The 22,454-nt window shown below is 72.9% G+C and carries 21 protein-coding genes; 13 read left to right on the top strand and 8 right to left on the bottom strand.

Annotated elements, in window-relative coordinates:
- Nucleotides 1-50 precede the first annotated feature (50 nt).
- The 3 genes from AC0OO9_RS18755 (at nt 51) to AC0OO9_RS18745 (ending at nt 2,611) form a co-directional block, all read left to right on the top strand.
- Complete coding sequence (locus tag AC0OO9_RS18755; protein WP_484517982.1) at nt 51-1,202, top strand: S8 family serine peptidase; 1,152 nt, start codon at nt 51-53, stop codon at nt 1,200-1,202.
- 89 nt (nt 1,203-1,291) lie between these two features.
- Nucleotides 1,292-1,948 carry a Maf family protein gene (locus tag AC0OO9_RS18750; protein ID WP_484511332.1) on the top strand — a complete coding sequence of 219 codons (657 nt, stop codon included), beginning with the start codon at nt 1,292-1,294 and terminating at the stop codon, nt 1,946-1,948.
- 9 nt (nt 1,949-1,957) lie between these two features.
- Nucleotides 1,958-2,611, top strand: a complete 654-nt coding sequence (locus AC0OO9_RS18745) for an O-methyltransferase (protein WP_484511331.1) — start codon at nt 1,958-1,960, stop codon at nt 2,609-2,611.
- 96 nt (nt 2,612-2,707) lie between these two features.
- Here the strand turns inward: AC0OO9_RS18745 and AC0OO9_RS18740 are convergent, their stop codons facing one another.
- The 4 genes from AC0OO9_RS18740 to AC0OO9_RS18725 all read right to left on the bottom strand — a co-directional run bounded on the left by AC0OO9_RS18740 (nt 2,708) and on the right by AC0OO9_RS18725 (nt 6,598).
- Nucleotides 2,708-4,000 carry an MFS transporter gene (locus AC0OO9_RS18740; protein ID WP_484511330.1) on the bottom strand — a complete coding sequence of 431 codons (1,293 nt, stop codon included), beginning with the start codon at nt 3,998-4,000 and terminating at the stop codon, nt 2,708-2,710.
- A gap of 121 nt (nt 4,001-4,121) precedes the next feature.
- Complete coding sequence (locus AC0OO9_RS18735) at nt 4,122-4,877, bottom strand: ABC transporter permease (RefSeq protein WP_132233312.1); 756 nt, start codon at nt 4,875-4,877, stop codon at nt 4,122-4,124.
- A gap of 19 nt (nt 4,878-4,896) precedes the next feature.
- Nucleotides 4,897-5,856, bottom strand: coding sequence for an ATP-binding cassette domain-containing protein (locus tag AC0OO9_RS18730; protein ID WP_132233310.1), 960 nt, complete (start codon nt 5,854-5,856; stop codon nt 4,897-4,899).
- Nucleotides 5,857-5,986: 130 nt separating this feature from the next.
- Nucleotides 5,987-6,598, bottom strand: a complete 612-nt coding sequence (locus AC0OO9_RS18725) for a PadR family transcriptional regulator (RefSeq protein WP_484517981.1) — start codon at nt 6,596-6,598, stop codon at nt 5,987-5,989.
- Between the two features lie 146 nt (nt 6,599-6,744).
- Between AC0OO9_RS18725 and AC0OO9_RS18720 the strand changes: the two genes are divergently transcribed.
- Entirely contained in the window at nt 6,745-8,496 is a 1,752-nt protein-coding gene (locus AC0OO9_RS18720; protein WP_484511329.1) for an acetyl/propionyl/methylcrotonyl-CoA carboxylase subunit alpha, read from the top strand.
- Between the two features lie 134 nt (nt 8,497-8,630).
- On the opposite strand, the gene AC0OO9_RS18715 is transcribed toward AC0OO9_RS18720, so the two are convergent.
- Nucleotides 8,631-9,518 carry a LysR family transcriptional regulator ArgP gene (locus tag AC0OO9_RS18715; protein ID WP_484517980.1) on the bottom strand — a complete coding sequence of 296 codons (888 nt, stop codon included), beginning with the start codon at nt 9,516-9,518 and terminating at the stop codon, nt 8,631-8,633.
- A gap of 96 nt (nt 9,519-9,614) precedes the next feature.
- Here AC0OO9_RS18715 and AC0OO9_RS18710 point away from each other — a divergent pair, with 96 nt between their 5' ends.
- Both AC0OO9_RS18710 and AC0OO9_RS18705 read left to right on the top strand, forming a co-directional pair.
- Complete coding sequence (locus AC0OO9_RS18710) at nt 9,615-10,211, top strand: LysE/ArgO family amino acid transporter (protein ID WP_484517979.1); 597 nt, start codon at nt 9,615-9,617, stop codon at nt 10,209-10,211.
- Between the two features lie 77 nt (nt 10,212-10,288).
- Complete coding sequence (locus AC0OO9_RS18705) at nt 10,289-11,728, top strand: GuaB1 family IMP dehydrogenase-related protein (protein WP_484511328.1); 1,440 nt, start codon at nt 10,289-10,291, stop codon at nt 11,726-11,728.
- A gap of 76 nt (nt 11,729-11,804) precedes the next feature.
- On the opposite strand, the gene AC0OO9_RS18700 is transcribed toward AC0OO9_RS18705, so the two are convergent.
- Nucleotides 11,805-12,374 carry a TetR/AcrR family transcriptional regulator gene (locus tag AC0OO9_RS18700; RefSeq protein ID WP_484511327.1) on the bottom strand — a complete coding sequence of 190 codons (570 nt, stop codon included), beginning with the start codon at nt 12,372-12,374 and terminating at the stop codon, nt 11,805-11,807.
- Between the two features lie 83 nt (nt 12,375-12,457).
- On the opposite strand from AC0OO9_RS18700, the gene AC0OO9_RS18695 reads away from it, so the two are divergent.
- The 4 genes from AC0OO9_RS18695 to AC0OO9_RS18680 all read left to right on the top strand — a co-directional run bounded on the left by AC0OO9_RS18695 (nt 12,458) and on the right by AC0OO9_RS18680 (nt 17,223).
- Nucleotides 12,458-12,904 (top strand): DoxX family protein, encoded by a 447-nt coding sequence (locus AC0OO9_RS18695; protein WP_151454433.1) that lies wholly within the window; start codon nt 12,458-12,460, stop codon nt 12,902-12,904.
- A gap of 25 nt (nt 12,905-12,929) precedes the next feature.
- Nucleotides 12,930-13,394 (top strand): MarR family winged helix-turn-helix transcriptional regulator, encoded by a 465-nt coding sequence (locus AC0OO9_RS18690; protein WP_484511326.1) that lies wholly within the window; start codon nt 12,930-12,932, stop codon nt 13,392-13,394.
- Nucleotides 13,388-15,121 carry an ABC transporter ATP-binding protein gene (locus AC0OO9_RS18685; protein ID WP_484511325.1) on the top strand — a complete coding sequence of 578 codons (1,734 nt, stop codon included), beginning with the start codon at nt 13,388-13,390 and terminating at the stop codon, nt 15,119-15,121. The genes AC0OO9_RS18690 and AC0OO9_RS18685 overlap by 7 nt, the downstream gene beginning before the upstream one ends.
- Before the next feature lie 140 nt (nt 15,122-15,261).
- Nucleotides 15,262-17,223 carry an ABC transporter ATP-binding protein gene (locus tag AC0OO9_RS18680; RefSeq protein ID WP_484517978.1) on the top strand — a complete coding sequence of 654 codons (1,962 nt, stop codon included), beginning with the start codon at nt 15,262-15,264 and terminating at the stop codon, nt 17,221-17,223.
- A 59-nt stretch (nt 17,224-17,282) separates the two neighbouring features.
- On the opposite strand, the gene thrS is transcribed toward AC0OO9_RS18680, so the two are convergent.
- Entirely contained in the window at nt 17,283-18,500 is a 1,218-nt protein-coding gene (thrS, locus tag AC0OO9_RS18675) for a threonine--tRNA ligase (protein ID WP_484511324.1), read from the bottom strand.
- A 535-nt stretch (nt 18,501-19,035) separates the two neighbouring features.
- Between thrS and AC0OO9_RS18670 the strand changes: the two genes are divergently transcribed.
- Both AC0OO9_RS18670 and AC0OO9_RS18665 read left to right on the top strand, forming a co-directional pair.
- Nucleotides 19,036-19,683, top strand: a complete 648-nt coding sequence (locus AC0OO9_RS18670) for a DedA family protein (RefSeq protein ID WP_327030467.1) — start codon at nt 19,036-19,038, stop codon at nt 19,681-19,683.
- A gap of 95 nt (nt 19,684-19,778) precedes the next feature.
- Nucleotides 19,779-20,399 (top strand): DUF998 domain-containing protein, encoded by a 621-nt coding sequence (locus AC0OO9_RS18665; RefSeq protein WP_484511323.1) that lies wholly within the window; start codon nt 19,779-19,781, stop codon nt 20,397-20,399.
- Here the strand turns inward: AC0OO9_RS18665 and AC0OO9_RS18660 are convergent.
- Entirely contained in the window at nt 20,377-21,780 is a 1,404-nt protein-coding gene (locus AC0OO9_RS18660) for an NAD(P)H-quinone dehydrogenase (RefSeq protein WP_421457229.1), read from the bottom strand. The genes AC0OO9_RS18665 and AC0OO9_RS18660 overlap by 23 nt on opposite strands.
- A 165-nt stretch (nt 21,781-21,945) precedes the next feature.
- Here AC0OO9_RS18660 and AC0OO9_RS18655 point away from each other — a divergent pair, with 165 nt between their 5' ends.
- Nucleotides 21,946-22,401 carry a gamma-glutamylcyclotransferase family protein gene (locus AC0OO9_RS18655; protein ID WP_132233291.1) on the top strand — a complete coding sequence of 152 codons (456 nt, stop codon included), beginning with the start codon at nt 21,946-21,948 and terminating at the stop codon, nt 22,399-22,401.
- The last annotated feature ends 53 nt before the right edge of the window (nt 22,402-22,454 follow it).

The following is a 22,454-nucleotide window of genomic DNA, read 5'->3' as shown; positions in this document are numbered from 1 at the left end:
GCCATCGGCCTCAACAGGTGACACTTGCCGCCACTCCCCGCTTGGCCACGCTGCTGACTGTCGCGGTGATAATTTTGTCGTCATCCCACCCGGCAGCGGCGACGGTCCTTCGCCCCACAGCATCGCAGCGCGATGGGGCTGACCGGGTCCGCAAGGACCAGTGGCACTTGCGCTACTTGAACGTTTACGCGGCACACCGGATCACTCAGGGCAACGGAATCACTGTCGCTGTCCCGGACACCGGCGTTGATCCTCACCCTGATTTGCGCACAAATCTCCTGACTGGGATCGACATCATCCCCGGTGGCAGCGGAAGCGGCAAGCAGGATCGAGATAGCCACGGCACTGGCATGGCGGGCCTAATCGCCGCTCACGGTCAAGCCAATGGAGTGGGGGCACTTGGAATCGCCCCGAAAGCCAAGATTCTTCCGGTATACGACACCCCAGCGGGAGGCGACGGCAGCCCTGACGCCCTAGCTCAAAGCATTGAGTATGCAATATCCAAGAGGGCTCACGTCATCAGCATCTCCAGTGTGGGCAGCACTAGCTCTCGCCTCGACCGAGCAGTACAAACGGCGATGGCTTCCAATATCGTCGTTGTAGCAGCGGCAGGGAATAGGCCCGAAGACAGCGAAGTCGGTTACCCAGCGTCCGCCGAAGGCGTGATTGCAGTTGGCGGGGTTGATCGTCAGGGCGGACGGGCCACAGTGTCAGTCACAGGTCCTGAGATCGATGTGGTTGCGCCGGCTGCCGATATCTACAGCACAAGTATTGATGGCAAGTACCGCAAAGGCACCGGCACGTCAAACTCCACAGCCATTGTTGCTGGGGCCGTCGCGTTGATCCGGTCCAAGTACCCGTACCTGCCTGCCTCCGAGGTGGCGCACAGGCTCACCGCCACAGCGATCGACAAGGGCCCTCCGGGACGGGACGACGAGTACGGCCACGGGGTCATCGACCTGGTGGCGGCGTTGACGGCTGACGTACCGCCGCTGGGTTTCGGATCGGCGACGGCAAGCGTGCCGGTCCACACCCCCTCGACCACGACGGCGGTAGCGGAGCCGGCGGGCGACGGGAACGGTGCGGCAACGGCCCGTGGCCTGGTCACCCTCGGCGTGATCGTGGCGGCCGGGGGCGCGTGGACGTTCATCGCCCGTCGGCGTCGTCGGGGCGACGACCCGCCGCCCCGCGTCAGTCGCTGAGTGATCCAGAAGACGGAGACGGGCGAGGAAGGGGGCGACACGTCCTACCCGAGACGTCGTCGTCCGGGTCAGCCGGTAACGTCGGCGACGTGCCGAAGTCCTTGCCGCTCCGCCTCGTGCTCGCCTCCGCCAGTCCTGCCCGCCGCAAGATTCTCCAGGCCGCCGGGATCGAGACGGACGTGCTGGTCAGCGGCGTCGACGAGTCCCTCGTGGTCACGGAGCGGGCCGAGGATCTCTGCCTGGAACTGGCCCGACTGAAGGCGCAGGCGGTACTCACCCGGCTGCGGCCGGCCGACGACCAGCGGACGCTGGTGATCGGGTGCGACTCGGTGCTGGCCTTCGACGGGGAGATCTTCGGCAAGCCGACCGACGCGGCGGACGCCACCCGGCGCTGGAAGCGGATGCGCGGGCGTAGCGGCGTGCTGCACAGCGGGCACTGCCTGATCGACGTCGAGGCGGGGCGGCGGGCCGAGGCGGTCGCCTCCACCGTCGTGCACTTCGCCGACATCGACGACGACGAGATCGCCACGTACGTGGGTACGGGCGAGCCGCTGGCCGTGGCGGGTGCCTTCACGATCGACGGCCTGGGCGGGCCCTTCGTGGAGCGGATCGAGGGTGATCCGAGCACGGTGATCGGGCTCAGCCTGCCGATGCTGCGCCGCCTTCTCGCCGAATTGGACCTGCGGCTCACCGATTTGTGGACGAAGGTCGCGCCCGGCAACCAGACGGTCGAGCCGCTCGGTTAGCGTCCGTGCATGACCACCAAGTCGATCCCGCTCACGTCGGAACTGCACGCGTACCTGGTCGGGCACGGGGCGCCGCCGGACGAGATCATGCGGGACCTGGCCGAGGAGACCCGCGCGGCCCTGCCGAACGACGCGCAGATGCAGGTCGCACCGGAGCAGGCCGCCTTCCTGACCTTCCTCACCCGGCTGCTCGGGGTGCGGCAGGCCGTCGAGGTGGGCACGTTCACCGGTCTCTCGTCGCTGGCGATCGCCCGTGGGCTGCCCAAGGGCGGACGGCTGACCTGCTTCGACGTCTCTGAGGAGTTCACCGGCATCGCCCGGCGGTACTGGGCCCGCGCCGGCGTGGACGACCGGATCGAGCTGCGCATCGGCCCGGCCGGCGACACGCTGCGCGAGCTGCCCCACGAGCGCCACCTGGACTTCGCGTTCATCGACGCCGACAAGACCGGCTACCCGGTCTACTGGGCGGAGCTGGTGCCCCGGATGCGTCCCGGTGGGGTGATCGCGGTCGACAACGTGCTACGCGGTGGCCGGGTGATCGCCCCGCAGAACGCCGACGACCGGGCCATCGCGGCGTTCAACGACGAGGTGCTCGCCGACGTCCGCGTCGACGCCGTGATGCTCCCGATCGCCGACGGCCTCACCCTGGCCCGAGTGCACTGACGCCCCACCTCATCGCGATCTTGGTAGGAAATGGTCCCTGGAGGGGCCGTTTCCTACCAAGATCCAGCGGGACCCAAGCTTCAACGGGCGCTGGTGTCAGGCGGGGGTCGGGGATCGGAGGTCGGCGGGGGCCGGGCGCAGGGCGCGGCCCAGGCGGGCGGCGAGCAGCGCAGCCGCCGCGATGAAGGCCGGCAGCAGCAGGAAGGCCAGGTGCGGTCCGACGCCGTCGGCCACCCAGCCGAGCGCGACCGGCGCGATCCCGAAGCCCACCCCCATCGAGTACGACGCGTAGCCGGCCGCCCGGTCCGCAGCCGGCCCGGCGACGGCGAGCGCGATCGAGATCGCCAGCGGGTAGTGCAGGGCATTGCCGAGGCCGAGGACGACCAGGCCGGTGACGGCGAGCCAGCCGACCGGCGCGATCCAGAAGAGCGCGAACCCGGCCAGCGACACGCCCAGCGCGGCCAGCAGCAGCGGCACGGGCCGGTACCGCAGGGCGAGCCGGCCCCCGGCGAGCCGGCCCACGAACATGCCGCAGACGATCGCGGCGACGGCGGCCGAGGCGCCGCCGGCCGCCATCCCGGCGTGTGAGCGGAGCACGTCGGCCGTCCAGAGCGACAGGCAGACCTCGATCGAGCCGGTGACCGCCATCAGCACCCAGGCGATCCAGTACGCCACCGGCAGGCGTCGGCCGAGCCCGTGGGCGCCGGCCACCGAGGCCACTCCGCCAGAAGCCGAAGACCCGGAAGCCCGAGTTCCGGAAGCCGACGACCCGGCAGCCGGAGAGCCGGGAGCCCGCAAGCCGGGAGCCGCGGCAGCGGGGGCGGGCTGCGGCAGGCGTACGCGGAAGGTCACGGCGGCGAGCGCGACCAGCGCGATCAGGACGACCTCGACGGCCATCGCCGGCCGCCAGCCCCATCCTGCGTCGACGCTGGCGCCGATGACCAGCGGGGCGAGGATGCCGGCGCCGGCGCAGACGGCGTTGGCCTCGGTCAGCGCCGCCGGCGCGCCGGCGCCGTGCCGGTCGGTGAGTACCACGGACACGCCGCTGATCACCAGCATGCCGAAGGTGGCGATCACGGCTACGGCGGTGATCGTGGCGGGCAGGGCGCGGACGACGCCCAGGGCGGCGACGCCGGCCGCCACGCCCGCCAGCCCGACCCAGATCGCCCGGCCCCGGCCGAGGCGGCGGGCCAGGGGTGCGAAGAGCGCCCCGCCGGCCAGCGCGCCGACGGCGATGCCGGTGCTGTGCAGGCTTGCGACGGCGGCGGAGGTGCCCTGTTCGTCGCGGAGCAGCGGCACGACCGGCCCGAAGCCGTAGAGGAAGAAGCCCCACAGTCCCAGCTGGGCGTAGGTCAGCCAGGTGAGCCGGTCACGGGTTAGCTGGGGCACCGGCCTCACGCTACAAGCGTCGGGCCGGCGCCCCGCCCGTGGTGAGAGGCAACTCTCCCCCGGTGTCAGGAAGGGCACCTTCCTTCAGCGCAGGCGTTGGGAAGGTGCCCTTCCTGACACCTCAGCGGACGCTGCGGGCGAACTGGCGGGCGGCCCAGACGACGCCGGCGGCGGCGAGGAGCGCGATGATGCCGAGGCCCTGCCATACCTTGTCGTCGCCGAGCTGGCCGGCGAAGAGGGCCCGGGTGCCGTCGACCGCCCAGGAGAACGGGTTCCACTCGGCGATGCCCTGGAGCCAGCCGGGGGCGAAGGTCAGCGGCAGCAGGATGCCGGAGAGCAGCAGCACCGGCTGGGCCACGGTGTTCATCAGGGGGGCCAGCGCGTCCTCGCTCTTGACCTTGAGGGCGATGCCGTAGGAGACGGCCGAGGTCATCAGCGCGATCAGGGCCAGCATGAGGTACGCCAGCAGCAGGTCGACGAGGGAGACGCGTAGGTCGAACAGGAGCGCGAGCAGGGTGATGATGACCGCCTGCACGATGAGCGACACCACGTCGCGCAGCGAGCGGCCGAGCAGCAGGGCGAGGCGGCTGACCGGGGTGACCCGGGAGCGTTCGATGACCCCGGCGCGCAGCTCGGCGATCAGGCCGAAGCCCTGGAAGAGGCCGCCGAAGATGGCGAGCAGCACCAGCAGGCCGGGTACGAAGATCTTGTAGGCCTCCGCCTGGGTGGGCGCGTTCAGCGCCGGCTTGAGCAGCGGGGCGAAGAGCAGCAGGTACATCACCGGCTGGAAGACGCCGACGAAGACCCAGACGGGGTTGCGCAGCAGTAGCTGGAGCTGGCGCTGGAAGATCAGCCAGGTGTCACGGGCGAGTTTCATGGGATCTCTCCGGTCGGGATCAGGACTCGCGCAGCGAGCGGCCGGTCTTGGTGAGGAAGACGTCGTCGAGGCTGGGCCGGTGCAGCTCGATGGACCTGAGCCCGAGGCCGGCGGTGTCGACGCGGCGCAGGATCTGCGGGATGGCGGTGGCGCCCTCGTCGACGTAGAGGCGTAGCCCGCCCTCCTCGGCGGTCTCCAGCTTGTTGACGTACGGCTCGCCGTCGAGCAGCTGCGCGGCCTGCGGGGTGGCCGCCGCGTCGAGCCCGACCAGCACGACGTCGCCGGAGATCTCGCGCTTCAGCTCCGTCGGGGTGCCCTCCGCGACCACCTCGCCGTGATCCATGATCGCGATCCGGTCGCAGAGCGCGTCGGCCTCCTCCAGGTAGTGGGTGGTGATGAAGACGGTCATGCCGTCGCCCCGCAGCCGGCGGATCTCGTCCCACATGTGCGCCCGGCTCTGCGGGTCGAGGCCGGTCGTCGGCTCGTCGAGGAAGACGATGCTCGGCTCGTGGATGATGCCGAGGGCGATCTCCACCCGCCGGCGCTGACCGCCGGAGTAGGTCTTGCACTTGCGGTCGGCGTACTCGGTGAGCTGGAAGGCGTCGAGGGCGCGGGCGGCCCGCCGGTGCGCGTCGGCCTTGCCGATGCCGTACATGCGGGCGTGCAGGACGAGTTCCTCCCGGGCGGTGGACTCGTCCCAGGTGCTGCCGCCCTGGGCGACGTAGCCGATGCGGCGGCGCACCTCGGCCGGGTCCTTGCGCAGGTCGGCCCCGGCGACGGTCGCCTCGCCGCCGTCCGGCTCGATGAGCGTGGCCAGCATCCGCAGGGTGGTGGTCTTGCCGGCACCGTTGGGGCCGAGGAACCCGAAGATCTCCCCCTCGGTGACCTTCAGGTCGACGCCGCGTACCGCGTCGACGGTCTTCGTCTGGCGACCCTCTCGGGAGCGGAACGACTTCCGCAACCCTCTGGTCTCGATCATGTCTGCTCCTGGTCGTCCGGGCCGGTGCCACCGGCCACCTGTCTGTCCCTCGGAGACGACGCCGGACGGCATGCTCCCCCGTGGCGCCCCGGGCAGGCTAACGCGATATAGCTCTTTTGGTCAACGTTGATTATTCGCGCTCCGTCGGCCGGGGCGGCAGCTGCTCCTCCCAGCCCTCCCAGCCCTGCGCCCGTTCCAGCCCCTCGGGCAGGTACGACACCCCCGACTCGATCCGTTCCGCGATCCGCTCGCACCAGGAGATCTCCGCCTCGGAGCGGGCGGTCCAGAGTTCGAACATCCACCCCACGTGCACCGGCTTGGTCGAACGCATCCAGCCAGAACTCAACGACGTACGCATCCACTCGACACCGGCGCGCAGCAGGTTCGCCCGGTTGCGCAGGGCGGCCGCCGCCTCCTCGCGCGGCATCGCGGGCAGGAAGGAGAACGCCGCCGCGAACGGATCCGGCGGCTCGTGCAGCTGCCACCACAGGCCGCGCAGCAGCGACTCGAACTCCTCCTCGCCCTTCGGCGTCACCTCGTACGTGGTGCGGGCCGGACGGGCGCCCACCTGCTCGGTGGCCACCTCGCGCAACAGCCCTTCCTGGGTCAGCTTGCGCAGGGCGTGGTAGATCGATCCGGGCTGCACGTTCGCCCACCTGTCGGCGCTCCAACTGAGCAGCTCACGGCGCACGTCGTAGCCGTGCACGGGCTGCATCCAGCGCACCAGCCCGAGGATCATCATTCGCGTGGCAGACACCGGATGAGCGTAATAAGCAAATTTGACTAGGGCGCGGTGAACAGTGCGGCATCCCACACTGAGCGATCGTTAGGGCCGCCACGGTGGCCGATACACTCCCGGTCAGTGACCCTCCGGGAGGAGCCAGCAAGGTGCGCAAGGTACTCATCGCCAACCGCGGCGAGATCGCCGTCCGCGTCATCCGCGCCTGTCGTGACGCCGGCCTCGGCAGCGTCGCCGTCTACGCGGACTCCGACCGGGACGCCCTGCACGCCACGCTGGCCGACGAGGCGTACGCGCTCGGCGGGGACACCGCCACCGACACGTACCTGCGGATCGACAAGCTGCTGGAGGTCGCCGCGAAGGCCGACGCCGACGCGGTCCACCCCGGCTACGGCTTCCTCTCCGAGAACGCCGACTTCGCCCAGGCCGTGATCGACGCCGGGCTGACCTGGATCGGCCCCACTCCGCAGGCGATCCGGGACCTCGGTGACAAGGTCACCGCCCGGCACATCGCCCAGCGCGCCGGCGCGCCCCTGGTGCCCGGCACCCCCGACCCGGTCGGCGGCCCCGACGAGGTGTTGGCGTTCGCCGTCGACCACGGCCTGCCGGTCGCCATCAAGGCCGCCTTCGGCGGCGGCGGGCGCGGGCTCAAGGTGGCCCGCACCATGGAGGAGATCCCGCACCTGTTCGAGTCGGCCACCCGCGAGGCGGTCGCCGCGTTCGGCCGGGGCGAGTGCTTCGTCGAGCGCTACCTGGACCAGCCGCGTCACGTCGAGGCGCAGGTGCTGGCCGACCGGCACGGCAACGTGATCGTGGTCGGCACCCGGGACTGCTCGCTCCAGCGCCGCCACCAGAAACTGGTCGAGGAGGCTCCCGCGCCGTTCCTCACGGACGCGCAGCGCGCCCAGATCCACGACAGCGCCAAGGCCATCTGCCGCGAGGCGGGCTACCACGGCGCCGGCACGGTGGAATACCTGGTCGGCGCCGACGGCACCATCTCCTTCCTGGAGGTCAACACCCGCCTCCAGGTCGAGCACCCGGTCACCGAGGAGACCGCCGGCATCGACCTGGTCCGCGAGCAGTTCCGGATCGCCGACGGCGAGCGGCTGCGGTTCACCGGGGACCCGACGCCGCGCGGGCACTCGATCGAGTTCCGGATCAACGGCGAGGACCCGGGCCGCAACTTCCTGCCCGCCCCCGGCACGGTCACCGCGCTGCGGCTGCCCACCGGTCCCGGCGTCCGGGTCGACACCGGCATCTCCGCCGGCGACGTGATCGGCGGCAACTTCGACTCGCTGCTGGCCAAGGTGATCATCACCGGCGAGACGCGTACCGAGGCGCTGGAGCGCGCCCGGCGCGCCCTGGACGAGATGGTCGTCGAGGGCATGGCCACCGCGCTGCCGTTCCACCGGCTGGTCGTCCGGGACGAGGCGTTCACCGCCGAGCCCTTCACCGTGCACACCCGGTGGATCGAGACCGAGTTCGACAACACCGTCGCGCCGTTCACCGCCGCCGCCGGCCCCGCCGACGCGCCGGCCGAGCGCGAGACCGTCGTGGTCGAGGTCGGGGGCAAGCGGCTGGAGGTCAGCCTCCCCGCAGGATTCGGCGGGGGTACGGCCACCGCAGCGCCCGCCGCGCGCAAGCCGGCCCGCCGGGGTGGCGGGACCAAGGCCGGCGTCGCGGTCAGCGGCGACGCGCTCACCTCCCCGATGCAGGGCACCATCGTCAAGATCGCGGTCGCCGACGGCGACACCGTGGCCGAGGGCGACCTGGTCGTGGTGCTGGAGGCGATGAAGATGGAGCAGCCGCTGCACGCCCACAAGGCGGGCACCGTCAGCGGCCTCGCGGCCGAGGTCGGCGCCGTCATCACCGCCGGCGCGGCGATCTGCACCATCGCCTGAGCTGTAAGGAAGGGGCACCTTCCTGTCGTTTCCGGTACAGGAAGGTGCCTTCCTGACGGCGCGGCGCGGCGCGGCGCAGCACGGGGCGGAACGGCGCGGCGCCGGACAGGGCGGGGCAGCAGCCCGCCGGGCGGTCAGCGCAGTTCGGCGCCCGCCACCGCTCGGACGGCGGCGGTCAGCGCGTCCAGGGTGGCGGAGTCCACCCGCCAGTGCTGCCAGTACAACGGGCGATCCAGGTGGCGGCCGGCGCCGAGGTCGACGCAGCGTCCGGCGGCGACGTCGGCGCGGGCGACCCGTTCCGGGACCAGCCCCCAGCCGAGCCCGAGCCGCACCGCCTCGTTGAAGCCGTCGAAGGACGGGACGTAGTGGACCGGCGGGTCGAGCCGGCGCCGGGTGACGGTGCGGGCGAACCGCTGCTGGAGCTGGTCCTTGCGGTCGAACGCCATCATCGGCGCCGACGCCAGGGCGGCCTCGGTGAGACCGTCGGGGAAGTGGCGCGCGGCGAACCCGGTCTCGGCGAGGGCGACGTACCGCATGGCGCCCAGCCGCTCCACCCGGCAGCCCTGCACGGCCTCGCGCTGCGCGGTCACGGCCGCCATCGCCGTGCCGTCGCGGATCAGCTCCGCCGTGTGGTCCTCGTCGTCCCGGCGTACGTCGAACAGCAGCGCCAGCTCGGTGGGCAGCCGGGCCAACGCGCCGACGAACCAGGTGCCCAGCGAGTCCCCGTTCGCGACGACCGTCACGCGGGTGGGCGCGGGCCCGCCGAGGGCGGGCCGGGCGGCGTCCAGCGCCTCGCGTTCCAGCAGGGCCACCTGCCCGGCGAGCCGTAGCAGCGGACGGCCCGCGTCGGTGGCCCGGCACGGCTTCGTCCGCTGGACGAGCACCTGACCGACGGACTGCTCCAGCGCCTTGAGCCGCTGGCTGACGGCCGAGGGGGTGACGTGCAGGGACCGGGCCGCCGCCTCGAAGCTGCCCTCGCGGACCACTGCGGCGAAGGTCCGGAGCTGCGTGGTGTCCAGCATGATGAAGCAGAGCTTATCCGGCATGAGAATCTTTAGCTGGGCTGCATCACGTGGGGCTCGTAGCCTCGGCTCGTGCCCGACATCCTCAGCAGCTCCGTGGCCGGCTCCGCCGCCGCCGGTTTCTCCCTCGCCATCGCGCTGATCGCCGCCATCGGCGCGCAGAACGCCTTCGTCCTGCGGCAGGGCCTGCGCCGCGAGCACGTCCTGCCGGTCGTCGCCGTCTGCGCCGCGTCCGACGCGCTGCTCATCGCGCTCGGCATCGCCGGCATGGGCGGCGCGACGGCGGAGCACCCCACCGCTCTCACCGCCGTCCGGTGGCTCGGCGCCGCGTTCCTGCTCGGGTACGCCGCGCTGGCCGCCCGCCGCGCGCTGCGTCCCGGCGCGCTCTCCCCCGCCGACCGGCCGCCGGCCACGCTCGGGGCGACGCTGCTGGCCTGCCTCGCGTTCACCTACCTCAACCCGCACGTGTACCTCGACACCGTCCTCCTGCTCGGTGGGGTGGCCCGCCAGCACCCGCACCACTGGGTCTTCGGCGCGGGCGCCGCGCTGGCCAGCGTGGTCTGGTTCACGGTCCTCGGCGCCGCCGCCCACCGGCTCGCGCCCGTGCTGGCCCGCCCCGTGGCCTGGCGGGTGATCGACGGGACGGTGGCCGTCGTGATGGTGGCGGTCGCGGCGACCCTGCTGTTCGACTGACGACGCCCACCCGCCGGTCGGGGTGTTTTCCGCTACCACCCGGGGCGCGGGCGGCGGCGGGCGGGAATGATGGCGACGTGCGGTTCCTTCACGGCGCGGCTCCCGCGCACGACCTGACCTACAACGACGTCTTCATGGCGCCCGTCCGTTCCGAGGTGGGTTCGCGGCTCGACGTCGACCTGGCCACCCCCGACGGCACGGGCACCACCATCCCGCTGGTCGTGTCGAACATGACGGCGGTGTCCGGCCGCCGGATGGCCGAGACGGTCGCCCGGCGCGGCGCGATCGCGGTCATCCCGCAGGACATCCCCATCGAGGTGGTGGCGAACGTCGTCGCCTGGGTCAAGCGGCGGCACCTGGTGCACGACACGGCGATCACGCTGGGCCCGACCGACACCGTCGGCGACGCGATCCACCTGCTGCCGAAGCGGTCGCACGGCGCCGTGGTGGTCATCGACGAGGAGAGCCGGCCGGTGGGCGTGGTGACCGAGGCCGACACGGTGAGCGTGGACCGCTTCGCCCAGCTCCGGCACGTGATGTCCACGGAGCTGCACACCGTGCCGGCGGACGCGGACCCGCGTACCGGCTTCGAGCGGCTCTCGGCGGGGCGGCGCCGGTTGGCGCCGGTGGTCGACGCCGAGGGACGCCTGGTCGGGGTGCTGACCCGGCAGGGCGCGCTGCGGGCGACCCTCTACCGGCCGGCGGTGGACGACCGGGGCCGGCCGCGGATCGCCGCCGCCGTGGGCATCAACGGTGACGTGACCGGCAAGGCGGCGGCGCTGCTGGAGGCCGGGGTGGACACGCTGGTGGTGGACACCGCGCACGGCCACCAGGAACGCATGATCACCGCCCTGCGGGCGGTCCGCGCGCTGGACCCGGCGGTCCCGGTCGCGGCGGGCAACGTGGTGACCGCCGAGGGCGTACGCGACCTCGTGCGGGCGGGGGCCGACATCGTCAAGGTCGGCGTCGGTCCGGGTGCGATGTGCACCACCCGGATGATGACCGGCGTGGGCCGGCCGCAGTTCTCCGCCGTGCTCGACTGCGCCGCGGCGGCCCGGCAGCTCGGCCGGCACGTCTGGGCCGACGGCGGTGTGCGGCACCCGCGCGACGTGGCGCTGGCGCTGGCCGCCGGGGCCTCGAACGTGATGATCGGCTCCTGGTTCGCCGGCACCTACGAGTCCCCCGGCGACCTCTACACCGACGCCGACGGCCGGCGTTACAAGGAGAGCTTCGGCATGGCCTCGGCGCGGGCGGTCAGCGCGCGGACGGCCGACGACAGCGCGTACGACCGGGCCCGCAAGGCGGTCTTCGAGGAGGGCATCTCCTCGGCGCGGATGTATCTGGACCCGGCCCGCCCGGGCGTGGAGGACCTGATCGACGAGATCATCGCGGGGGTGCGGAGCGCCTTCACCTACGCGGGCGCCCGCGACCTCGCGGAGTTCCACGAGCGGGCCCTGGTCGGCGTGCAGAGCACGGCCGGCTACACCGAGGGGATGCCGCTGCCCACCAGCTGGTGACCCCGCCGCCACCGGCGGGCCGCGTCGCCACTCCGGGCCGCGTCGCCAGCCGGCTGACGCTGCCCGCCGGTGGCCGTCAGGGCTGCGGGAAGAGGCGGTGGATCACCTCGCGGGCCGCCTTCCGGGGGTCGTCGCCGACGCGAGGCGGCAGCGCGCCCGAGATCCAGAGCGTGGCGAAGCCGTGCACGATGGACCAGGCCGCGAGCGCGTCGCCCTGCGGATCCTCCGCCGTCGGACGTCGCTCGGACAGCCCGGCGACGCCCGAGTGCAGCGCGGCCCCGGCGCGCTGGCGGGCCGCCACCAGCTCCTTCGCGTCGGCCCGGTAGAGGTCCGGACGGAACATCACCTCGAAGTGCGCGCGGTGGCGGACCGCGAAGTCGACGTACGCGACGCCCCGGTCGAGCAGTTCGCCGCCGGCGCCGTGCAGCGCCTCGGCCAGCAGGTGGAAGCCCTCGGTGGCGAGGGCGGTGAGCAGCCCGGCCTTGTCGCCGAAGTGGTGGGCCGGGGCGGCGTGCGAGACGCCCGCCCGGCGGGCCAGGTCGCGCAGGCTCAGTGCTGCCGGACCTGACTCCTCGATCACCTGCACCGCCGCCGCGAGCAGGGCGCGACGCAGGTCGCCGTGGTGGTAGCCGCGCGCTCCGGTCATGCCGCCATCATATCTTGTCGTTGACAAGATGACACCTCCGGAGGCAATCTTGTCGACGACAAGTTACGACCGAGGAGGTACCGATGGCTCCGTTGATCGCACTCGTGGCCGGCACCGCGCTCGCCCGGCTGGCCGGGCTGGCCGGCGTGGCCGCCCTCGACGGCTGGCATCCGGCGCTGCGGGTGGGCCTGGCGCTGATGTTCGTGGTGACCGGCGTCGCGCACTTCGCCCCCGCCTACCGGGCCGACATGATCGCGATGGTGCCGCCGCGCCTGCCCCGGCCCGACCTGCTGGTCACCGTCACCGGCGTGCTGGAGCTGGTGGGCGCGGTCGGGCTGCTGGTGCCGGCGACCGCCCGCTGGACCGCGGCCGGGCTGGCCCTGCTGATGCTGGCCATGTTCCCGGCGAACGTCTCGGCGGTGCGGCGCGGGCTGACCCTGGCCGGCCGCCCGGCGACCCCCCTCGGCCCGCGTACGGCTGAGCAGATCCTCTTCGTCGGAGTGGCCGTCGCTATTTCGTTTGGGGCCTGACGTTCAGGGCGCTAATCTGCCGTCCATGGAACTGTTGACGCTACGGGACGTGCCGATAGCACGACTGCTCGTGGTCGCCGGGCACGTCACCGGGCAGCGGTGGAACCGCTACCTGGCCGAGGCGCACGGCCTCACCCAGGCCGGGATGGTCACTCTGATGACCCTCGCCGAGCACGGTGAACTGGCGCACCGCGCGGTCGCCGAGCACTGTTTCGTCCGGCCGGCCACCCTGACCGGCATCGTCGACACCCTCGAACGCGACGGCCTCGTCGAGCGGCAGCGCGACGAGGCCGACCGGCGCAGCGTCAAGATCGCGATCACCCCGGCCGGCCGCGCCCGGATCGACGCGCTGACCGCCATGATCCGCTCCGGGCAGCCGCTGACCTCGGTCGACGCCGACCCGGCGAAGGCGGCGGTGATCCGCGAGTTCCTCCTTGAGGTCATCGGCAACGGCGACCACGGCACCCCGGAAGGGAGCCCGGCGTGCTGACCCGGCTGCTGCGTACGCACCTTCGCCCGTACCACCGGCCGCTGGCCGCCGTGGTGCTGCTCCAGTTCGTCGGCACCATGGCGTCGCTCTACCTGCCCAGCCTCAACGCCGACATCATCGACCTGGGCGTGGCCCGGGGCGACACCGGCTACATCATGCGCACCGGCGGCTGGATGCTCGCGGTCAGCCTGATCCAGATCGTCTGCTCGGTCGCGGCCGTCTACCTCGGCGCGCGCACGGCGATGGCCTTCGGCCGGGACGTCCGGTCGTCGATCTTCGAGCACGTCAACCGCTTCTCCGCCCGCGAGGTCGCCCGGTTCGGCGCGCCCTCGCTGATCACCCGCAACACCAACGACGTGCAGCAGGTGCAGATGCTCGTGCTGATGAGCTGCACGATGCTCGTCGCCGTGCCCATCATGAGCGTCGGCGGCGTGGTGATGGCGCTGCGCGAGGACGTCGGGCTCTCCTGGCTGATGCTCGTCAGCGTGCCCGTGCTGGCCGTCGCCCTCTGGCTGATCATCCGGCGGATGGTGCCGGGCTTCCGGCTCATGCAGACCCGCATCGACACGGTCAACCGGGTGCTGCGCGAGCAGATCACCGGCATCCGGGTGGTGCGGGCGTTCGTCCGGGAGCCGTACGAGACGGACCGCTTCGCCACGGCGAACGCCGACCTCACCGCCACCGCCCTGCGGATCGGCCGCCTGATGGCGTTGATCTTCCCGGTGGTGATGCTGGTGCTCAACGTCTCCAGCGTCGCGGTGCTCTGGTTCGGCGCCGAGCGGGTGGACGCCGGGGCGATCCAGGTCGGCGCCCTCACCGCCTTCCTGCAATACCTGATGCAGATCCTGATGGCCGTCATGATGGCCACGTTCATGCTGATGATGGTGCCGCGGGCGGCGGTCTGCGCCGAACGGATCGTCGAGGTGCTCGACACCGACTCCTCCGTGGTGCCCGCCGCCTGCCCGGTGACCGAGGTGACGAGCCACGGCGAGCTGGAGCTGCGCGACGTCGCGTTCCAGTACCCGGGGGCGGCCGAGCCGGTGCTGCGCAACGTGTCGTTCCGGGTGACGCCGGGGACGACGACGGCGGTCATCGGCAGCACGGGCGCGGGCAAGACCACCCTGCTGTCGCTCGTGCCCCGACTGGTCGACGCGACCGCCGGCGCGGTGCTGGTCGACGGCGTCGACGTGCGGGAGCTGGCGCCGGACGAGCTGTGGCGCCGCATCGGGCTGGTGCCGCAGCGGCCGTACCTGTTCACCGGGACGGTGGCGAGCAACCTGCGCTACGGCAACCCGGACGCGACCGACGCGGAACTCTGGGAGGCGCTGGAGATCGCCCAGGCGCGGGACTTCGTCGAGGCGATGCCCGAGGGGCTGGCGGCGCCGATCGCGCAGGGCGGCACGAACGTCTCGGGCGGGCAACGGCAGCGGCTGGCCATCGCGCGGGCCCTGGTCCGGCGGCCGGAGATCTACCTCTTCGACGACTCGTTCTCCGCGCTCGACCTCGGCACGGACGCACGGCTGCGGGCGGCGCTGCGCCCCGTCACCGCGGACGCCGCCGTGGTGATCGTGGCGCAGCGGGTCTCCACGATCGTCGGCGCCGACCAGATCGTCGTCCTCGAGAACGGGGGCGTGGTCGGGATCGGCCGGCACGACGAGCTACTACTCACCTGCCCGACCTACGCCGAGATCGTGGCGTCGCAGAACACCACGGAGGTGGTCGCGTGAGCGAGCGGAGCGAGCCCACCGTCAGGCGCAGCGGCGCGGGCACGAGCGCCGTACCGCAGCAGAAGCCGGCCGCCGACGCCGCGACGCCGAAGCGGCTGCCGCCCGGCGGGCAGCGCGGCGGTCCGCACGCGGGCGTCGGGATGCCCGCCGAGCGGTCGATGAACTTCGGGCCCTCGGCCCGGCGGCTGCTGGGTCGGCTGCGCCCGCAGCGCCTCCAGCTCGTCGCCGTGATCGCGCTGGCCGTGCTCAGCGTCGGGCTCAGCGTGGTCGGGCCGAAGGTGCTCGGCTGGGCCACCGACCTGATCTTCACGGGGGTGATCGGCCGGCAGCTGCCGGCGGGCACCACCGCCGACCAGGCCGTGGCCGCCGCGCGGGCGGCCGGCAACGACAACTTCGCCGACATGCTCGCCCGGATGGACGTGGTGCCCGGCGAGGGCATCGACTTCACCGCGCTGGCGCGGGTGCTGCTGCTGGCCCTCGGGCTCTACCTGGTGGCCAGCCTGCTGATGTGGTGGCAGGGCTGGCTGCTCAACGGGGTGGTGCAGCGCACCGTGCTGCGGCTGCGCGCCGAGGTGGAGGAGAAGCTGAACCGGCTGCCGCTGCCCTACTTCGACCGGCAGCCCCGGGGCGAGCTGCTCAGCCGGGTCACCAACGACATCGACAACATCTCGACGAGCCTCCAGCAGACGCTGAGCCAGCTGCTCACCTCGCTGCTCACCGTCGTCGGCGTGCTCGCCATGATGTTCTGGATCTCGCCGCTGCTGGCCCTGGTGGCCCTGGTCGCGGTGCCGGTCTCGGTGGTCGTCACCGGTGCCATCGCCAAGCGGTCGCAGCGGCAGTTCATCGCCCAGTGGGCGCACACCGGCGAGCTGAACGGCCAGATCGAGGAGGCGTTCACCGGCCACGAGCTGGTCAAGGTCTTCGGCCGGCAGCGCGAGGTGGAGGCCGCCTTCACCGCCAAGAACGACGAGCTGTTCCGGGCGAGCTTCGGCGCCCAGTTCATCAGCGGGATCATCATGCCGGCGATGATGTTCGTCGGGAACCTCAGCTACGTGGCGATCGCCGTCGTCGGCGGGCTGCGGGTGGCGTCGGGGTCGATGAGCCTCGGTGACGTGCAGGCGTTCATCCAGTACTCGCGGCAGTTCACCCAGCCGCTCACCCAGGTCGCCTCGATGGCGAACCTGCTCCAGTCCGGGGTGGCCTCCGCCGAGCGGGTCTTCGCCGTGCTCGACGCCGAGGAGCAGAGCCCCGACCCGGCCGAGCCGGCCCGCGTACGCGACCCGCACGGCCGGGTCGAGTTCGCGAACGTCTCCTTCCGGTACGCCCCCGACAAGCCGCTGATCGAGGACCTCTCCCTGGTCGCCGAGCCCGGCCACACGGTCGCCATCGTGGGGCCGACCGGGGCCGGCAAGACCACGCTGGTCAACCTGGTCATGCGCTTCTACGAGCTGGACGCCGGCCGGATCACGCTCGACGGGGTGGACGTGACCACGATGCGCCGCGACGACCTGCGCGGCCGGATCGGCATGGTGCTCCAGGAGACCTGGCTCTTCGGGGGCACCATCCGCGACAACATCGCGTACGGCCGCCCCGGGGCGACCGAGGAGGAGATCCTGGCCGCGGCCCGGGCCACGTTCGTGGACCGGTTCGTGCGCAGCCTGCCCGACGGCTACGACACGGTCATCGACGAGGAGGGCAGCAACGTCAGCGCCGGCGAGAAGCAGCTCATCACGATCGCCCGGGCCTTCCTCGCCGAGCCGTCGCTGCTGATCCTGGACGAGGCGACCAGCTCGGTGGACACCCGCACCGAGGTGCTGCTCCAGCGGGCGATGGCCGCGCTGCGGTCGGACCGGACGAGCTTCGTCATCGCGCACCGGCTCTCCACCATCCGCGACGCCGACCTGATCCTGATGATGGAGGACGGCCGGATCGTGGAGCAGGGCACGCACGAGGAACTGCTCGCCGCGCGGGGCGCGTACCACCGCCTGTACCGGTCGCAGTTCACCGCCGCCCTCCAGCCCGAACCCGACCCCGACGCCCAGCCCGGCCTCGACCTCCAGGCCGGCCCCGAGCCCGCGCCGCTCGAAGGGTCGTCCCGGTGACGGGGGGACCGCCGGCGGCGACGGACGGGCGGTCGACGGGGTCGGGGCCGGGCGGGGGCTCAGCGGGTCGGCAGCAGGGCCGGGCCGCGCCCGGCCACCACCGCGCCGATCAGCCGCAGGGCGTCGGCGGCGGGCATCGGGTCCAGGGCCCGGCCGCCGCGCAACCGCAGGGAGACCGCGCCCCCGGCCGCCTCGCGGGGTCCGACGACGGCGGCGTACGGGACCCGGGCGCGGGCCGCGTCGCGGATGCGGGAGCCCAGCGAACCGGCCCCGTCGACCTCGACGCGCAGCCCGGCGGCCAACGCGTCGCGGGCGAGCCGGGCCGCCGCACCGGCCTGGTCGTCGCCGACGGGCAGCACCACCAGCTGCACCGGGGCGTACCAGGCGGGAAAGGCGCCCTCGTGCACCTCGATCAGGTATGCGAAGAGCCGCTCCATGCTGCCCACGAGGCTGCGGTGCACCATCACCGGTCGACGCCGCGCCCCGGACGCGTCGGTGTACGACAGGTCGAACCGCTCCGGCTTGTCGAAGTCGAGCTGGACGGTGGAGAGGGTGGACTCCCGGCCGGCGGCGTCGCGCACCTGGATGTCGATCTTCGGGCCGTAGAACGCGGCCTCCCCCGGGGCCTCGGTGAACTCCACCCCGTCGAGCGCGGCGCGCAGCAGCTCCTCCGCCCGCGCCCACTCGGCGTCGTCCCCGACGTACTTCTCCCCCGGCCCGCGCAGCGACAACCGGAACCCCGCCGGCCGTACGCCGAGCGCGGCGTGCGCCTCGCGGATCAGCCGGAGGATCTCGACGACCTCCTCGCCCACCTGCTCCAGGGCACAGAAGTTGTGCGCGTCGTTGAGCGAGATGGCGCGCACCCGGGACAGCCCGCCGAGCACCCCCGAGCGCTCGGCGCGGTACATGCCGCCCAGCTCGGCGATCCGCAGCGGCAGCTCCCGGTAGGAGCGGCCCCGGGCCCGGAACACCAGGGCGTGGTGCGGGCAGAGCGCCGGCCGCAGCACGAACTCGTCGTCGGCGCCGAGCGCCATCGGCGGGAACATGTCGTCGGCGAAGTAGCCGAGATGGCCGGAGAGTTCGAAGAGTTCCCGCCTGCCCAGCGGCGGGGTGGACACGTGCCGGTAGCCGGCCCGGCGTTCCAGCTCGCGGACGTACTCCTCGACGGCGTGCCGGGCGGCGGCCCCGGCCGGCAGCCAGAGCGGCAGCCCGGCGCCGGCCAGCGGGTCGGAACCGAACAGCTCCAGCTCCCGGCCGAGCCTGCGGTGGTCGATCATGTCGCGCTCCTTGATCGGGTACGACCCGGAGGCGACCCGGTCACCGGACGCCGCGAGGCCCCGGGGCGGATCGCCCCGGGGCCTCGTCGACGGTCAGGTCAGTACGGCGCGCCGGGGTCTCCCGGCGTCGTGGTGGATACCGCACTGCGCATGCCGCGACGGTACGGCCCTGCCCGCGGGGACCGCAGCCGGTTTTTCCGGGCGGTCCGGCACGGGGGCGGCGGGGGCGGAGGCGCGGACGGGCACAGGGGCGGGCCGCCGGCACGGGACCTGCCGACGGCCCGCGGCGGCCGCACCGTCAGGAACGGGGGACCCGACGGTAGTGGGGCCGCGCCCCGACAACGGTACGCCGGGGCGCCCCGGTCCGCCGACCCTCGGCGCCGCGCCCGTCCGTCACCCGCGGCGCTCTCCGCTCGTTGTGTCCGGTGGCCCTGCCGTGTCGGTGGTCACCACGCGCCAGGGTCCCGCCCCGTGACGCCGGACGACCCGTCAGGCTCGGTACCCGCAATCGGCCCCGTCCGGCGAGGTGGCAGTCGTGCCCGAACTACTCACTGAGGTCGCAACGCCGGCCTGGGCGTACCTCGCACTGCTCGCGCTGCTGGTCGCCGACGCCTTCGTCCCCGTGATCCCCACCCAGGTCGTGATGATCACCGGCGGCGCGCTCACCGTGTACGGCGGGCTGAACCTGCCGGTGACCATCGCCGTCGGCGCGCTCGGCGTCTTCGTCGGGGACCTGGCCTGCTACCTGCTCGGGCGGGGCGCGCCGGACCGCCGGGCGCCGCGCGACGCCCAACGGGGCCGGGCCCGGCGCGTCGCCAGCCGGGTCACCCAGGGGCTGCGCCGACCCGGGCCGCTCGTGATCCTGCTCTGCCGATTCGTGCCCGGCGGACGGATGGCGGCCTGCTTCTCGGCCGGCCGCAGCCGGTACCCGTACCGCCTCTTCCTGCTCTACGAGGGCCTGGCGGCGCTGGCCTGGGCGACGTACGGCGGGCTGGTCGGGCACCTCGGCGGGACGGCGCTCACCGAGTCCGCGTGGCGGCTGGCGCTGATCGCGGGGGTCGCGGCGGCCGGCTTCGCGGCGGCGGGCTGGGCCATGACCGCCGTCGGGGCCCGGCGGGCGGCCGAGTCGGTCGCGGTGCCGGTCGTCGTCGCGGCGAGGCGGGACGCGCCCGGGGCGGAGTGACCGGCCGCCCCGGCGCCGCCTAGGGGTGGTCCCGGGGACCGGTCTCGGTGGGCGGCCCGGATCCGTCTGGGGTCCCTCTCGGGACAGGCTGAGCCATGCACGGAACCCGGAACAGTGGACTGCTGGCCCTCGGCGGGATCGCCCTGGCGACGCTGCTCGCCGTGATCGGCCACGTCGAGGTCAACGAGAACCTGGACCCGTGGACGCTGACCGTCAGCGACTACGCCGTCTCCGACCGGGGCGGCGTCATCGACGCCGCCATGCTGGTGCTCGCGGCGGCCACCGCCGTGCTCCTGCCCGCCCTGTGGCGCGGCCACCGGCCGCCCGCCGCCGGAGCGGGGCGGACGGCGGAGGCGCTCCTGGCCGCCTGGGTCGGCGGGCTGCTGCTGGCCGCGGTGGTGCCGACGAACCAGCCCGGCCTGCCCATGGACACCGCCTCCTACGTCCACCGGTACGCCTCGGTGGTCGCCTTCCTGGCGCTGCCGGCCGCCGGCTGGCTGCTCGCCCGACGCCTGCCGGCAGCCGCCGGCCGCCGGGTACGCGGTCTCGCCACGGCCAGCGTGCTCCTGGCGGCGGCGATGGTCTGGTCCGCCTACCCCGGCGACCGGCTGCTGCTCGGCCTGGTCGAGCGCCTGCTGATCCTCACCGAGGTCGCCGTGCTCGTCGTCGTCGCGGTCACCCTGCTCCGGCGGGTCACTCCAGCTCGTGCAGCATGAGCTGGCGGGCGGCCTCGGTGATGGAGCCCGACAGGCTCGGGTAGATCGTGATCGTCTGGGCCAGCTCGTTGACCGTGAGGTTGTTCTCCACCGCCATGGTGATCGGCAGGATCAGCTCGCTCGCCTTCGGCGCCACCACCACGCCGCCGATCACCTGCCCGCTGGCCGGGCGGCAGAAGAGCTTGACGAAGCCGTCGGCGAGGCCGTCCATCTTGGCGCGGGCGTTGCCGTCCAGCGGCAGCATGACCTGCCGGGCCGGCACCTTGCCCGAGTCGACCTCGTCCTGCGAGACGCCCACGGTGGCCAACTCCGGGTCGGTGAACACGTTCGCCGCGACGGTACGCAGCCGCAGCGGCCGGACCGCCTCGCCGAGCGCGTGCCACATCGCGATCCGGCCCTGCATGGCGGCGACGCTGGCCAGCGGCAGCACCCCGGTGCAGTCGCCGGCCGCGTAGATGCCGGGCACGTTGGTCCGGGAGACCCGGTCGACGGTGACGTAGCCGCCCCTGGCCAGCGCGACGCCGTACTCGGCCAGGCCCAGGTCGGCGGTGTTGGGGATGGAGCCGACCGCGATCAGCGCGTGGGAGCCGGCCACCTTCCGGCCGTCGGAGAGCTCGACCTCCACCCCGTCGGCGGTACGCCGGACCGCGTCGGCCCGGGAGTTGTTGAGGATGCTCATGCCCCGGTTACGGAAGACCCGCTCGATGGCCATGGCCGCGTCGGCGTCCTCGTGCGGCATCACCCGGTCACGGCTCGACACCAGCGTCACCGGCACGCCCATCGCCAGGTAGGCGCTGGCGAACTCCGCGCCGGTGACGCCGGAGCCGACCACGATCAGGTGCTCGGGCAGCTCCGGCAGGTCGTACACCTGGCGCCAGGTCAGGATGCGCTCGCCGTCCGGTACGGCGGTGGGCAGCTGGCGCGGGGTGGCGCCGGTGGCGACCAGCACGGTCGACGCGGCGATGGACTGCTCGCCGCCGCCGTCGGTCGGGGTGACGAGCACCCGGTGGGTGTGCCCGAGGGTGTCCTCGCCGAGCCGGGCGGTGCCCGACACGAAGGTCACCCCGGCCTTGACCAGCTTGGCGTGGATGTCGGCGGACTGGGCGAGCGCGAGGCGCTTGACCCGCTCGTGCACCGCGCCGGCGTCGACCGTGACCGCCTCCAGGCCGTCGGAGTCCACCCCGAACTCCTCGGTGTCCCGGTAGCCGGTCACCACCTCCGAGCTGGCGATGAAGGTCTTCGACGGTACGCAGTCGGACAGCACGCAGGCCCCGCCGGCGCCCTCGGCCTCCACGACGGTGACATCAGCGTCCAGCTGCGCGGCGACCAGGGCCGCCTCGTAGCCGGCCGGTCCACCGCCGATGATCACGATCCGGCTCACAGGGCCATCCTTTCGTTCGCGACTGCGGGGCTCTGCTCCGCTGCGCTCCTCGCGCTCACCGTGCCCGCCCTTCGTCAGTGCTCACAGTGACTTTCTTCTCCCGAACGCGTCCGACACGCTCGGTCGTATTCTCCCCCACCCCGCGGGCGGGCTATCGTCATCGCCGTGCGTCATCACGCCGCCTACGGCTCTAACCTCGACCCCGCCCGCATGCGCGCCTACTGTCCGCATTCGCCGATGGTGGGCACCGGCTGGCTGGAAGGCTGGCGGCTCACCTTCGCGGGCGAGGACGTCATCGGCTGGGAGGGTGCGGTCAGCACGGTCGTCGAGTCGCCCGGCGACCGGGTCTTCGTGGCGATCTACGACATCCACCCCTACGACGCCGCCCAGCTCGACGAGCTGGAGGGGGTGACCGCCGGCACGTACCGCAAGCTGCACGTGCGGATCTCCACCCTCGACGGCGACGTGACCGCGTGGATCTACGTCTTCGACGGGTACGAGGGCGGGCTGCCCACGGCGTGGTACCTCTCGGAGATCGCGAACGCCGCCGAGAAGGCGGGCGCGCCGGACGACTACGTCACCGAGCTGCGGTCCCGCCCCACCGGCACCGCGTCGGCCTAGCCCGTACGGTCGGCACCGCGCGTATCCCACGGCCCCCAGTCTGCTCCGGCGTC

This window comes from Micromonospora sp. USAFONa4 (genome assembly GCF_057197825.1).
This window is presented reverse-complemented; position numbering and strand designations above follow the sequence as displayed.